Genomic DNA, 13276 nt, shown 5'->3' on the forward strand with positions numbered 1-13276 from the left:
CATCGAGATCGACAACTCGGCGGCCGAACGCGCGCTGCGTGGCATCGCCATCGGTCGCCGCAACTACCTGTTCGCCGGCGCCGACAGCGGGGGCGAGCGGGCCGCCGCGATTTACTCGCTGATCGGCACCGCCAAGCTGAACGGGGTCGACCCCGAAGCCTGGTTGCGCCATGTGCTGGCGCAGATCGCCGACCACCCCGTCAACCGCGTTGACGAGTTCCTGCCGTGGAACTACCTCCAGCAGATCAACCCTGCCTGAACAACACGCCGCTTCCCAGCGGTGTGAAGCTATCATCGGTCAAATTAAGTACCCGTTCAAGACGGTAGTGGCCGGACGCTTACCTTAGGCCGGCGCGATTTGCCGCGACGGCGGCGGTTGTGACACAGATATCCAAAGCAGCGGCAGCCTGTGACAAAGTAAACTTCTGAACGGAGATCATTTCTGTCAATCGCCCGAGGTCAACCCGCAACGGCTTCCAGGTAGCCTCCGGGTGAGCAGGCGCAGGTGCGTCTTCTTCCGGCTTGTCGGTGGTCACTTCCCTACGACCGCCTAAGCAATCTAACAGCGCGATATGAGTCATTGGATGAATGGCCCGGCCACGTGATTTGCGTAGGAGCTTGAGGGCCCAGCTTTCTATCCTGGTCCTCAATATCAGATACTCACCGTAAGTCGGCATGTTTGCGCAATACGACGCGAGTGTTTGATTTAGTGCTTCAATGTTAATCCTTCCATTTGAACGGATTAGGCCGCGGCAAGCCGCGTTCGATCTGTGGACATCATAGACAGTTTGCGCATCAAGGCCAGGAACATCACGGCGTAAGAAGGCATCGCTCAGCCGAGCAATACTTAGTGCCAATTCATGCTGCGCTTGGGACATTACAGCTTGCCCTGAGTGCTGCGCGCAAAACGCATCGTCAGGAAGCAATAACTTGTGTCTCTTCATCTGAATTTCTGGCCAGCCAAGCGCATAAAGAGGCTCCTCGTGAACTGGGCATACAAGCACACCAGGTAGCTGGTGGGCACGATGCCAGTACGCCTGACCACAGGCCTCTCTATCGGCGTCAAAACAGCATCGACAAAATCTTAGATTGTTGTGGCCGCCTAGCCGACTGGCGATCAATCCGAGATACATCTTAATGCCCGTCACACTATCGCCGCGCATAGATGCAGCCACTCTGGCGTGACGTTCTGCGGGCAGAAACGCCGTGTAGTACGGGTAGAGCGTATTGTTTGCAATGAGATCGTCTACAAGCACATTCGCTTCTAGTGGCAACCTAGAGACAAACGCATTCAACTTGCTTGGGAGCCCTGATGTAATTACATGTGTATGGAGTCCAATCAGGTTCCGCAATGAAGCGCGATCTGTGGAAGATCCAGCCAGCCGATGGTATCGAGACATGCGGCCATAAAGCGTTTCGTCCAAAAATGAGGTTGGGAAGAAATGCAACATGGCCGCGCCTGCCTACCTATGCCGCCCTATAGTAAGGCTCGAATTCACACGGGTCGCTCACAAGCCATCCGGCCTCCCGTAGGCCATCCACTACACTTGTTGGGTTGGTCAGCCGAGCAGATAGGGGGATAGAACGTGAACTGCCCGACTTCGTGATAGCCCCGTGTTGCGATGGCTGCGATACCGCCCCCTTCTCTTTTTTTGCGTCCGGCGCGCGCATTGGCTTGGGAAGGCTTTTTTGCAAGGTATCTTTTCCGGTCACCGCTGACAGCAGCCTCGCCTGTTTTGCGCGTAGCACCGACAGGTTACTTGGAATAACGTGCAATTGATCCAGCATCATTTCCGCCATTTGCGCATCAACCGGCAAAAGGTCCTCGAACATCGCCATCTGTTTAGGGTCTTTGCTACGCAAGGCGGCAATCGCCGGTTGCAGCAGCTTCATCTTAGTTGACGCTATGTGCACAAACACCTGCTCATCTAGCCGCTCCTTACCAGACTGAATCGCGTAGCGCTGACCAAGTATCATCAGCTTTGATAGAAAATCGGTAACACCTTGAGTCAAATCATAAATCGTAGCTTTCAGTTCGTCTGTTAGCGGCGTTGGGTTTTCCACCCACTGATATTCCCACATCGTGTTTAGCAACAAATCCCAGGTCTCGTCCTCTTCCGTCGGCTGCTTGAAATCATAGATTCCCTGGCCAGATACCCGCCGCGCGTTGCGCACAATATGCGAGAACAGCTGGACCATCGAATTTGTTCCAATGAAGACAACAGGCACACCAATGCTGTTGATGAGATTGACGAAGAAGTTCAGCATTTCGACTTTGCCTGTGGCCTTAGCTACCTGCAAGTGCTGTAACTCGTCGATGAAGATGGCTCCAATAAAATAGGTAGCTGCGACCTGCCGCATCATAGGAATCAAATCAGCTTCATTGCGCTTGGATTTATAATAGTGCGCATGTATATCGTCACCCAGCGCTGCATCAACAGCCCGAAAAAAGTCCTGGCACAACCCAGCCAATGAGCCGTTATGAGGACACTCCAACTTTAACCAGACGATCTGCGTGTGGATCAGGTCCCGTCCTTGATATCGGGTATGTTTGATGACTTGGGGAAGAAGACGCAGCACCGATTTCAATGCTGTCGTCTTACCCATACCACTGAGACCGACTAGGCTAAACGTCGATGCCGTAGAGTTAAACGTCGAAGCAGGCGACGTGCTCCTCTGACTAAGGGCATGCAAATGGCGCCAAGTAGCGGCATCCATCGGGTTGCGTCCCATATAGCCGCTGCGGATTATCGAAGAGACTACGGCCTCAAGTTCCAAGTGAATTGGCAACGGTTGCACCAGATGAGATATCCGGTTAATGCAATGCAATCGGATCTCCTTTGGCAATTCGCGCTCGTCATCTGGAAACGGAGGAAAATTGGACAGCCGCTCCGCCGCGTCCTCTTCAGACATAATTGGTGGCATCGCCTCAATCAATGGGTTCCCGGCATATTCCAGAACAGGCGAGGCTTCGTACCAAGCCTGAATTGTTGTTTCGCCCATCATTTCTTGACTCCGCCCCGGCCGACACGGCTCAACAAACTAATCACTTCGGCGCCGCGCGCTCCAGCGTATTCTTGCGTTGTCACTTGTGCTGGTAATGCAGCCTGTGGCGCCATAGGTAGCTCTCCTCCAGGCGCTTGTGCAAGCGCACGCAGTCTCTCTGCATCCCGTTCAATGCTACGCTTATCGTGGATATCCTTCAAGATTGCTGATTTCGGCATAGGCACTTTTACTTGTTCCTTCTCCGCGACTGCCGTCGCAACAGTACTTTCAATGAACTCATCAAGATCAACACGGCTGCTCAGATCCGCATATTTGGTGTCCGGCGATACAGCCCCAGTAATCGCCAACATATCCTCAACCTCTTCAACACGCATGCCTTTGCACTTGGCTTCCGTTCCCCGAAGCGGACACTTCACAAACTCTCCAGAGGCATCTTTAATCCAAACATAGTCAGCAAGAGGTTCATGCCACACGTCGATCGCTTCCCGCCCATTTGCCCGTGCCCGCGCCGAACGCTTTCCTGACGGGTCTAGCGCATTTGTGTAGAACATACCTTTAAAAAAAATCCCGCCGGCTTGAACCGAGCCTCGTTGCAGAGGCAAGAGATGAAGATAGACTTCTTCTCGTGAGCGTACGTTGGCTTCGATGAGATTATTTTCTGCAGCCCAATTCCAAATCGCTATCGGCGTGGGTTCAACGCCCTGCTCAATCATCACTTTGGATAGCCGGTCAGGATCACGGCTGTGATGATTCCAGTGCAAGACCGATTTAATGATAATCCTTGTGAACTCATACAGATCGAGCGTGGCATCAAGCCGATAATCCCTCTGACCACGCTCCTTTTCTCTCGTCTTAATACCACCAGCCTGCCATTTAATTTGAGTCAGATCATGTAGGGTCCTAAACGAGCGTTCGACGGTCCCTTTCCAATCAGCGCGAAACGGAGGAAGGATGTCCAGATTGATATATAGACCTGAGACGATGCCGCTCTCGGCTGCACCGCTAAGCATCTCTCCCCGATCGGCAACCAATTCCCACGGCAGATGCTCACACGGCCAGTCTGCAGGATTGATTGCGATTCCAAACTGGGCGCAGTAGGATACTTTGTCTGTGAACGCATTGAACAATGCGTGGCGCGCGATATTCCAACTGGGCCCTTCAAGACCAACATGCACGCCGACGATCATTCTCGACGTTACGTCGATCACCACGTATACAACGGGCCGGCCAATGATCCAGTTTCGATTGAATCGGCTGACGAGATACACGTCGGCAATCGTCGCATCGATTTCAAATCGGTGACACGGCCCTCGAAGATCATGGTAGGCATTGCCAATCAAAGCACGATGATCCATTGCCCATTTTGTTTCTCCTTTTCTTCCGCGTCTGACGTCCATCTCGTCAAAGACCTTCTTGCCCCAGTACGAAAACTGATTTAGCGTTGGAATTTGGTCCAAGTACTTTAACGGTTGGCCTCCAGCAGAACCGTCAGGAGATGGGATCTCCGCTCGATAAAAATGGTTCAGCATTTTGTGATAAGCATCAGTGATGTGCTTCACGTCGTTATCCTTGAATAAGGAGTATCCGATGCGGACCAGTTCTTTGTCTTCGTCTGTCAATATCTTCGACGAGTTTTCGACCACCTCACCAAGATATTTTGGAGGGCGTCCAGGTTTCTTCCCGTTGACGAATTCTCGCGCAACTCCAAGTGCACCTGAGTTGGCGAACTTTCCAATGAATGCATTCGGAGACATGCCGTAGGTCCAGTAGCGATAAAGCAATCGGAAGATGGACTTTTTATTTTTGCCCACCGTTTCCGCGTACGCTTTGACGATGGCACCGAACTTTCCTGGAAAATAAATTTGGTAACGATCATCGCCTTCCAACAGCGGGCGAATCAAATTCCATCCCCTCTCACGCGTCGCTTTTGCAGCAGGGCTGAGTTCCTCATCGGACTGAAGCATAAATGCCGGCAGCCGCATGGTCACCATACGCAACTTTTCAGCGGCCAGCATCGCCTCGCATTCACTGAGGCGCATTGACCACGGTGCTTTATATGGTTCATGCAACGTGAACAGCGTGACGACGTCACTTGCGCGATTCATCCATAGAATTCTGGCCGGATACTCAAACGGTGCATCAGAAAAGATTGATTCCACAACTTGGTTATTGGATAGCATTACGCAGCCCTCCGTGCAGTTTGAGAAGGGTTCCCGACCGTCAGTTTAGGACAACGCAAGAGCAGATCCAACCTGGTGTTGATGATCTCTGCCAGAATGCGTTTTTCCCATACCAGTTGCTTAAATAACTGGACACCGACGCGATACGGCGTACCCACAGCTACCGATGCGGACCGGACTATTGAAGAAAGCGTGCGCGCTCCGTCCGACTCGCTCACCATAATTTCGATAAACCGTTCTAGCAACTGCGATTCAAGCTCCACTCTGTTGGTTAAGTTCGACTTATGTAGCCATTCAAGGTTGTCCTTGAAGATCGGATTAATTAAGTCTTCTGTGACGATCTTCCAGTCGTCTTGGCCTTGGTCAGCCCAAAGCGCTCGCTCCAGATCCAATTTTTCGATCGTGCCTTGGTATTTGTTCGGATCACTCAAGTCGCTGGCATACTTACAAGTGCGGATCGCAAGGCGTTTGCGCTCATCTGGACCTCTCAAGGTAACCACAAAGTCTGAGGTTAAAACGAAGGGGACTTGGGTACCATAAAAGACCGGATACTGAATACCCATATCAGCAGCGACGTCCCGAGCGCGGACTGTAGCGAACAGAGGATACTGCTCGCGGATGTCGACAACTTCGTCGGAAAACTCAAGCAGAAGGAAGTAGGCGTACTCAAGATCCGACAAGAAGTGATGGACGCGGCCGGACTTGATGCCAACGACCTTCCGAGAACGCCCCATTGAGGGTACGTCTTGGACTCGAATCCAAGATTTGTATGACGAACCTTCACCTTGGCCGTAGCCTTCTTTGATGTACCGCGCAATGTCTGCTTCGGTCTTAAAACGTCGTCTTACCATGACCAACTCCAACGACCAGAATAAAAGGCGCGTATGGTACTGGCCGCAGATTCAAAAAGCTATAGACTAAAGAGGTCGGTGGCGATATCGGACACCGTATGGGTCAGGTTAGCAGCTTTGCCGGAAGTGTCCACTTTGCGATGTGGTTTCAGACGACTGACGTTAGTTGGCAATTCCTGCCCCGCCGGGCGCTAAAGTTACGGCAGTAGCGCCATAGAAGGCGCTGCAGGAATTCTCCACATACTTGCTAGGATTTGCCGGAAGAATCCAGGTTGCCACTAGTAAAAATCGTCCTGTTGAAGCTGGCTCTAGGTTTACACAATCTCTCGCCGCCTTTATCGCTTTCATAACCCGCTCGCCAGGTTCGGCAGGTAAACGTTGCGCACCACCAAGAAGCAAGACCACCGTACGAGATTGAAGTCGCATGATGTTTGCAAGGGCGTCTGCTAGAGTCAATTCGTCCCTCCCGCTGTCAGGGGCACTTTCCATCCCACACCGTTCGCGCAGCAGGTGAACGAGACGCTGTAGCCCATCTTCGACCATAAGATGCACCGCATCAATCACTACCACGAAAGTACCACCGGCCTCCAGCATTGGAGCTAGGTCCCAAAACAATTGAGCGGACTCTTCGTTGGAATGCACTTGAACAAACACGCCCGAAGCCAGCGCATCATCGAATGGGCCAGGAAACAGTAGATGATCGGCTAACTGGCGCGCGCTAAAGGAAGAATTTCTCATGGATTTGACGGGGCAGATACACGGCACCTCTGTCGGTTTGTAATTACCTTAATAATACTCACTTCACGGCAATAGAACAGTCTAGAACGACAGTCGGGAGGCTCCGCACCTATCGATACAGATTCACCCGTTCTACGAGCACCATTTGGCGGTTGAAGGCAAAATGCAGGCATCCCACTAAACAAGTCTTCTTGCCATCCTGTCGATGGGGATGTCGCGTTTGACAGCGTTTGAACGAAACGTTGGCCATGAACAGCTCGGCAGGAAGGACATGCCATCATCCGATGCTATAATCGCCCGGCAATGAAAAACGTGCTCCTGATACTGCTGATGCTGGTACTCCCTCTGCAAGCAATTGCGGCGGTGGAGCGCAATCTCACGCACGTACTGGGCAACAGTGGCGGACAAGGACTGGCGTTTGTCGCCAAACATATGGCGGAACACGCCGAGCACGTCCTCCACCACCATGACGATGATGATGATGATGACGACGCCGATGATGGCGGAACTCACGTCGACAGTTCCCAGAAATCCATCCAGCACCTTGCCGACTATGAGCAGGGCTGCGGCATGAATATCCTGTTCCGCGCTTTCAGCGAGCCATGCTTGCCTGTGGCGCCACGCGCCGCGCCGACATTCCGGCCCGCCGTGTTCTCCGATCGCAGCACCACACCGCTACTCCGACCTCCGCGCGCGCTCGCCTGAGCGCGGGTGTTCCTCTGAGCGGCCCTTGACGGCCGTCGCCAGACCCAGCCCGCTTGACTGTATCCAGTTCAATCCTGCAGGGGCTTTACATGCAAAAAATATCTGTACGCTCACGCGCGTTGGCGCGTGGCCGTTCGCCGGACTTCGCCGTCTGTCGAACCGTTTTATCTTTCGTCTTGGGTACGGCAGCCGCGCTGAGCCAGGCGGCCGAGGCACCATCGTTTGCCATGTTGCTGCAGCAGTCGCAGGCCAACGCGCCGCAACTGCTGGAACAGGCCGCCAATGTGCGCGCCGCCAGCGCGGACGCCCGCCAGGCCAGTGCCTGGCTCAATCCAACCCTGAACGCCACCGCCGAGAACCTGGGTGCGCCACTCTCCGGTGGCGTGTCCCAGCGCCAGGACACCTATACCGTTACTCAAGTGTTCGAACTGGGCGGCAAGCGCGCGGCGCGCGTCGAGGCCGAACAGCGCAAGTCTGCCGCTGCCGGGGCGCGTGAGCGCCAAGTCCGGCTGGCGTTCACCGGTGAGCTGGCGGTGGCCTACGCCACGGCCGAAGCCATGCAGCAGCGCAAAGCGGTGGCCGACGCCGAGCTGGGGCGGGCCGACGACGATCTGCGCGCGGCCCAGGCACTGGTCAAGGCTGGTCGCGAGGCCGAGCTCCGCCTGGCGCAGGCGCGCGCCAGCGTCGCCGCCGCGCAGGCCGCCGTGTTATCGGCGGCCGCCGACGCCGTCGAGGCGCTGGAGCGCTTATCGGCGCTGGTTGGCGCCACGGAACCCTATACCAGCATTGGCCAGTCATTCCTGGCCTCCGTGCCGGCGCTGCGCACCGAACCGGGCTGGACGCCGGGGGATGCGCCGGCGCTGGCCAGCTCCACCGCCGAACGCGACGCCGTCGCGGCCCAGGTGAAAGTTGAGCAAAAGCGCTGGCTGCCCGACTTGGGCGTGAGCATCGGCATGCGCAAGTTCGGCTGGTCAGACGACAAGGCGATGACCGTGGCCCTTACCGCCAACATTCCGCTGTTCGACCGCAACCAGGCCGGTATCGATGCAGCCAGGGAACGCGCGATCAGCGCTTCCATGCGGCTGGAAGCGGTCCGCCTGGAGGCGATCTCGCTGCACCGCTCAGCTTCGGTCCAAGCGCAGGCCGCCGAACGGCGACTACTGGCTGCCCAACAAGGCGAGGCCGCCGCTACCGAAGCCTATCGCCTGGGGCGCGTCGGCTATGACGCCGGCAAGACCGCGTTGGTCGAGCTGCTGGCCATACGCCGCGCGCTGTCCGAAGCAGCCGCGCTCACCATCGAGGCCCGCCTGGCGCGGGTGCGCTCGCTCGCCGTCCTCTCTCTGGCCGAAGGCCGTAACGTATTTGGAGAAACACCATGATGGAACAACAACGTGGGCCGCTGGGCTGGCCTCTCGTCGCGGGGCTGGTGGCCGTCGCCGCCGCGCTTGGATTCGGCGCTTCACACTGGCTGGCCGCGCGCAATGTGCCGGTAGCGGCTTCCACTGGCACAAGTAGCGCGACTGCGGCAGCGCCGGCGGCGACAGGCGCCGCCGACAACGGCGTCGAAGTCAAGATTCCGACCGAATACCTCGCGATCGCGAAGATCGCCGTGGAAGCGGTCGGGAACGGTGGACTGCAAGCTGAGATCCTGACCGCAGGCACCGTTGCTGCGCCACCGAACAGCGAAGCGGTGATCGTGGCCCGTGCCTCCGGGAATATCTCGCGCGTCAACCGGCAACTGGGCGACACCGTCCGTGCCGGCGAGGCACTGGCCCAGGTCGATTCACTGGAAGCGGCCACCATGGCCGCCGACCGCGGCGTCGCCGGCGCCAAAGCCGAACTGGCCCGCAAAAATTACGCGCGGGAGTCCAGCCTGTTCGCACAGGGCGTGACGCCGCGACAGGACATGGAAACGGCGCAATCGTCGCTGGCTGTGGCGGAAACTGAGGCGCAGCGCGCCGCCTCGGTGGCCAAGGCGGCCCACGTGACCGCCGACGGCAAATCGGTGGCGGTGGTGAGCCCCATCAACGGCAAGATCACCGCCCAGACGGCGACCCTGGGCGGATTCGTTCAACCGCAGACCGAGCTGTTCCGGGTCGCCGGCGATGGCCAGGTGCAGATAGAAGCTTCGCTGCCGGCCGCCGATATCGGTCGCGTCGCCGTTGGCGACAAAGCCACCATCGTCGCCTCCAGCGGCGCACCGGTGGAGGCTATTGTGCGCTCGGTCACGCCCACCGTTAGCGGCAGCACTCGCGCCGCGACCGTGGTGCTGACCCCGGTCGGGCCGGTCCGCACCTTGGTGGTGGGCGAGGGTGTGCAGGCCCGTCTGCACGTCAAGAACGGCGCCGCCGGCCTGGTCGTGCCCGAGGACGCGGTACAGAACGTGGACGGCCACGACGTGTTGTTCGTGCGCACCAAGGACGGCTTCCGCGCGCAGCCGGTACTGGTCGGTACCCGCAGCGGTGGCGTGGCGCAGATCGTCTCCGGCGTCAGCGCCGGGCAGCAGGTCGCCACCCGCAATGCCTTCCTGGTCAAGGCCGACATGATCAAGAGCGCCAAGGACTGATGATGATCGATTCCATACTTACCGGCTCGGTCCGCGCGCGCTGGTTGATCCTGTTCCTGACGCTGGTGGTCGCGCTGGCCGGCGCCTGGCAGCTGAACCTGCTGCCGATCGACGTCACGCCGGACATCACCAACAAGCAGGTGCAGATCAACACCGTGGTGCCGACGCTGAGCCCGGTCGAAATCGAAAAACGCGTGACGTTCCCGATCGAGACCGCGCTGGCGGGCCTGAACGGCGTCGAGAGCGTGCGCTCGTTCTCGCGCAACGGCTTCAGCCAGGTCACCGCAGTGTTCAAGGAAAGCGCGGACTTGTATTTCATGCGCCAACAGGTGTCCGAACGCTTGGCAAGAGCGCGGCCGGATCTGCCAGAAGGCGCTTCACCGCAAATGGGGCCGGTGTCGACCGGCTTGGGCGAAGTGTTCCATTACAGCGTCGAGTACAGCCATCCCGACGGCAAGGGGGCACCGCGCCATGACGGCAAGGCAGGCTGGCAGTCCGATGGCAGCTTCCTGACCGAGCAGGGCGAGCACCTGGCTGATAACGTGGCCAGGCAAGCTTATCTGCGCACGGTGCAGGACTGGATCATCCGGCCGCAGCTGCGCGCCACACCCGGCGTGGCCGACATCGATTCGCTGGGCGGCTACGTCAAGCAGTATGTCGTCGAACCCGATTCGGCCAAGATGGCCGCGCACGGCGTGTCGCTGGCCGAGCTGGCGCGCGCGCTGGAGGAGTCCAACGTGTCGGTCGGCGCCAACTACATCCGCCGCTCCGGTGAGTCGTACCTGGTGCGTGCCGATGGCCGCATCCGCAATCAGGACGAGATCGCCCGCGCCGTGGTGGCCACCCGCAACGGCGTGCCGGTCACGGTCGACCAGGTGGCCAAGGTCAACGTGGGCGGCGAACTGCGCACCGGCGCGGCCAGCCGCGACGGCTATGAAACGGTGGTCGGCAGCGCGCTGATGCTGGTCGGCGCCAACAGCCGCACGGTGGCGCACGCGGTGGGCGAAAAGCTGAAGGAAGTGTCCAAGACGCTGCCGGAGGGAGTCGCAATCGTGCCGACGCTGGACCGTTCGCAGCTGGTCGTGGCCACCATCAGCACTGTGGCCAAGAACCTGGCCGAGGGCGCACTGTTGGTGATCGCCATCCTGTTCGGGCTGCTGGGCAACTGGCGCGCGGCGCTGATCGCGGCGCTGGTCATTCCACTGTCGCTGCTGATGAGCGCGATCGGCATGAACTCGCTCGGCATTTCCGGCAACCTGATGAGCCTGGGCGCGCTGGACTTCGGCCTGATCATCGACGGCGCCGTCATCATCGTCGAGAACACGCTGCGCCGGCTGGCCGAGCGCCAGCACACGGAAGGGCGCCTGCTGCTGCTCAAGGAACGGCTGGAAGAAGTGGTGGCGTCCTCGCGCGAGATGCTGCGCCCGACCATCTACGGCCAACTGGTGATCTTCCTGGTGTTCCTGCCATGCCTGACGTTCCAGGGCGTGGAAGGCAAGATGTTCTCGCCGATGGTCATCACGCTGATGCTGGCCCTGGCATCGGCTTTCGTGCTGTCGCTGACCTTCGTGCCGGCCATGATCGCCGTGCTGATGAAGGGGCCGGTGGCGGAGCGGGAAGTCAGGCTCATCGTCGCCAGCAAGACACGCTACTTGCCGTGGCTGCGCCGTGCGGTCGAGCGTCCGCTGCCGTTCGTCGGTGTAGGTGTGGCGGTGCTGGCACTGGCGGCAGTCGCGTTCACCTTCGTCGGCCGCGAATTCATGCCGACGCTGGACGAGCAGAACCTGAACCTGTCCTCGGTGCGTATCCCTTCGACCAGCATCGACCAGTCGCTGGCGCTCGACTTGCCGCTGGAGCGCGCCGTGCTGACGCTGCCGGAAGTGCAGACGGTGTATTCCAAAGCCGGCACCGCCAGCCTGGCGGCCGATCCTATGCCGCCGAATGCATCGGACAACTACATCATCCTGAAACCGAAGAGCGAATGGCCGGCGGGCGTGACCACCAAGGAGCAGGTGATCGAGCGTATCCGCGAGAAGACCAAGCCCATCGTCGGCAACAACTACGACGTCACCCAGCCGATCGAAATGCGCTTCAACGAGTTGATAGGCGGCGTGCGCAGCGATGTCGCCGTCAAGATCTATGGCGATGACCTGGACCAGCTGGCCGACAGCGCCAGGCGCGTGGCCGAAGTGCTGCGCAAGACGCCCGGCGCAGCCGACGTGCGGGTGGCGCAAACGGAAGGCTTCCCGACCTTCGATATCGCCTTCGACCGTGCCGCCATCGCGCGCTATGGTTTGACGGTGAAGGAAGTGGCCGACACCGTGTCGACCGCGCTGGCGGGACGCCCGGCCGGCCAGATCTTCGAAGGCGACCGCCGCTTTGACATTGTGGTGCGCCTGCCCGGTGCGCTGCGCGACAACCTGGATGAACTGGGGGCGTTGCCGGTGATGCTGCCGGTCGCGGGCGAGCAGCAGCGGGCCTCGGTGCCGCTGCGCCAGTTGGTGCAGTTCCGGTTCACGCAAGGTTTGAACGAGATCAGCCGTGACAACGGCAAGCGCCGCATCTACGTCGAGGCCAACGTGGTCGGCCGCGACCTGGGCGGCTATGTCGATGACGCGCAGGCCCGCTTGGCGAAAGAGGTCAAGCTCTCGCCCGGATCGTGGATGGAATGGGGCGGCCAGTTCCAGAACCTGCGGGCCGCCACCGCGCGCCTGGCCCTGATCGTGCCGGTGTGCCTGGTGCTGATCACGGCCGCGCTGTACCTGGCGATCGGCAATGCAATGCTGACCGCCACCGTCCTCACCGCCGTGCCGCTGGCCTTGGCCGGCGGCGTGTTCGCGCTGGTGTTGCGCGGCATGCCGTTCTCGATCTCGGCGGCGGTGGGTTTCATCGCGGTGTCCGGCGTTGCCGTGCTCAATGGCCTGGTGCTGATCTCTGCGATCAACAAGCGCCTGGCCGATGGCGTGGAAGCCGCCACGGCCGTTGTCGAAGGCGCCATGGAACGCCTGCGTCCGGTGCTGATGACGGCGCTGGTCGCTTCGCTCGGCTTTGTGCCGATGGCGATCGGCAGTGGCACCGGCGCCGAGGTGCAGAAACCGCTGGCCACCGTCGTCATTGGCGGCTTGGTCACGTCCACTATTCTGACGCTATTTGTCCTGCCGGCCATCACCGGCATGGTGCTGCGCCGGCGTAAAGCCAAAGCAGTCAGCAATCCATTATCAACCTGAGGA

The 13276-nt window shown here is 59.0% G+C and carries 10 protein-coding genes; 5 read left to right on the forward strand and 5 right to left on the reverse strand.

Going from position 1 to position 13276, the window contains the following annotated elements:
- The coding region (locus BM252_RS28185; RefSeq protein ID WP_139236800.1) for a transposase domain-containing protein at positions 1-259 on the forward strand (259 nt) is incomplete at its 5' end.
- Between the two features lie 79 nt (positions 260-338).
- Here BM252_RS28185 and BM252_RS28190 read toward each other — a convergent pair.
- The 5 genes from BM252_RS28190 to BM252_RS30660 form a co-directional block, all read right to left on the reverse strand.
- Positions 339-1451 carry a TnsD family Tn7-like transposition protein gene (locus BM252_RS28190; RefSeq protein WP_093391031.1) on the reverse strand — a complete coding sequence of 371 codons (1113 nt, stop codon included), beginning with the start codon at positions 1449-1451 and terminating at the stop codon, positions 339-341.
- Positions 1452-1467: 16 nt separating this feature from the next.
- Positions 1468-3006, reverse strand: a complete 1539-nt coding sequence (locus BM252_RS28195) for an ATP-binding protein (RefSeq protein ID WP_217429979.1) — start codon at positions 3004-3006, stop codon at positions 1468-1470.
- A complete protein-coding gene (locus BM252_RS28200; RefSeq protein WP_093391032.1) occupies positions 3003-5186 on the reverse strand; it encodes a DDE-type integrase/transposase/recombinase in 2184 nt (727 codons plus the stop codon). The genes BM252_RS28195 and BM252_RS28200 overlap by 4 nt, the downstream gene beginning before the upstream one ends.
- Positions 5186-6037, reverse strand: coding sequence for a TnsA endonuclease N-terminal domain-containing protein (locus BM252_RS28205; protein WP_093391034.1), 852 nt, complete (start codon positions 6035-6037; stop codon positions 5186-5188). Before BM252_RS28205 ends, BM252_RS28200 begins: the two co-directional genes overlap by 1 nt.
- Before the next feature lie 162 nt (positions 6038-6199).
- Positions 6200-6775, reverse strand: a complete 576-nt coding sequence (locus BM252_RS30660; RefSeq protein WP_139236801.1) for a TraB/GumN family protein — start codon at positions 6773-6775, stop codon at positions 6200-6202.
- 303 nt (positions 6776-7078) lie between these two features.
- Between BM252_RS30660 and BM252_RS30665 the strand changes: the two genes are divergently transcribed.
- The 4 genes from BM252_RS30665 to BM252_RS28225 all read left to right on the forward strand — a co-directional run bounded on the left by BM252_RS30665 (position 7079) and on the right by BM252_RS28225 (position 13273).
- On the forward strand, positions 7079-7480 hold the full coding sequence (locus BM252_RS30665; RefSeq protein ID WP_139236802.1) for a hypothetical protein: 402 nt from the start codon (positions 7079-7081) through the stop codon (positions 7478-7480).
- An 89-nt stretch (positions 7481-7569) separates the two neighbouring features.
- Complete coding sequence (locus BM252_RS28215) at positions 7570-8859, forward strand: TolC family protein (RefSeq protein ID WP_093391061.1); 1290 nt, start codon at positions 7570-7572, stop codon at positions 8857-8859.
- Positions 8856-10046, forward strand: coding sequence for an efflux RND transporter periplasmic adaptor subunit (locus tag BM252_RS28220; protein ID WP_093391037.1), 1191 nt, complete (start codon positions 8856-8858; stop codon positions 10044-10046). Before BM252_RS28215 ends, BM252_RS28220 begins: the two co-directional genes overlap by 4 nt.
- Positions 10047-10048: 2 nt before the next feature.
- Positions 10049-13273 (forward strand): CusA/CzcA family heavy metal efflux RND transporter, encoded by a 3225-nt coding sequence (locus tag BM252_RS28225; RefSeq protein WP_093391063.1) that lies wholly within the window; start codon positions 10049-10051, stop codon positions 13271-13273.
- Positions 13274-13276 lie beyond the last annotated feature (3 nt).

This window comes from Rugamonas rubra (assembly GCF_900114705.1).
Taxonomy (GTDB): Bacteria; Pseudomonadota; Gammaproteobacteria; order Burkholderiales; family Burkholderiaceae_D; genus Rugamonas; species Rugamonas rubra.

Coding starts and splice junctions, on each gene's coding strand:
- BM252_RS30665 (WP_139236802.1), top strand. CDS start 7,079: ATGAAAAACGTGCTCCTGATACTGCTGATGCTGGTACTCCCTCTGCAA.
- BM252_RS30660 (WP_139236801.1), bottom strand. CDS start 6,775: ATGAGAAATTCTTCCTTTAGCGCGCGCCAGTTAGCCGATCATCTACTG.
- BM252_RS28225 (WP_093391063.1), top strand. CDS start 10,049: ATGATCGATTCCATACTTACCGGCTCGGTCCGCGCGCGCTGGTTGATC.
- BM252_RS28195 (WP_217429979.1), bottom strand. CDS start 3,006: ATGATGGGCGAAACAACAATTCAGGCTTGGTACGAAGCCTCGCCTGTT.
- BM252_RS28205 (WP_093391034.1), bottom strand. CDS start 6,037: ATGGTAAGACGACGTTTTAAGACCGAAGCAGACATTGCGCGGTACATC.
- BM252_RS28220 (WP_093391037.1), top strand. CDS start 8,856: ATGATGGAACAACAACGTGGGCCGCTGGGCTGGCCTCTCGTCGCGGGG.
- BM252_RS28215 (WP_093391061.1), top strand. CDS start 7,570: ATGCAAAAAATATCTGTACGCTCACGCGCGTTGGCGCGTGGCCGTTCG.
- BM252_RS28190 (WP_093391031.1), bottom strand. CDS start 1,451: ATGTTGCATTTCTTCCCAACCTCATTTTTGGACGAAACGCTTTATGGC.
- BM252_RS28200 (WP_093391032.1), bottom strand. CDS start 5,186: ATGCTATCCAATAACCAAGTTGTGGAATCAATCTTTTCTGATGCACCG.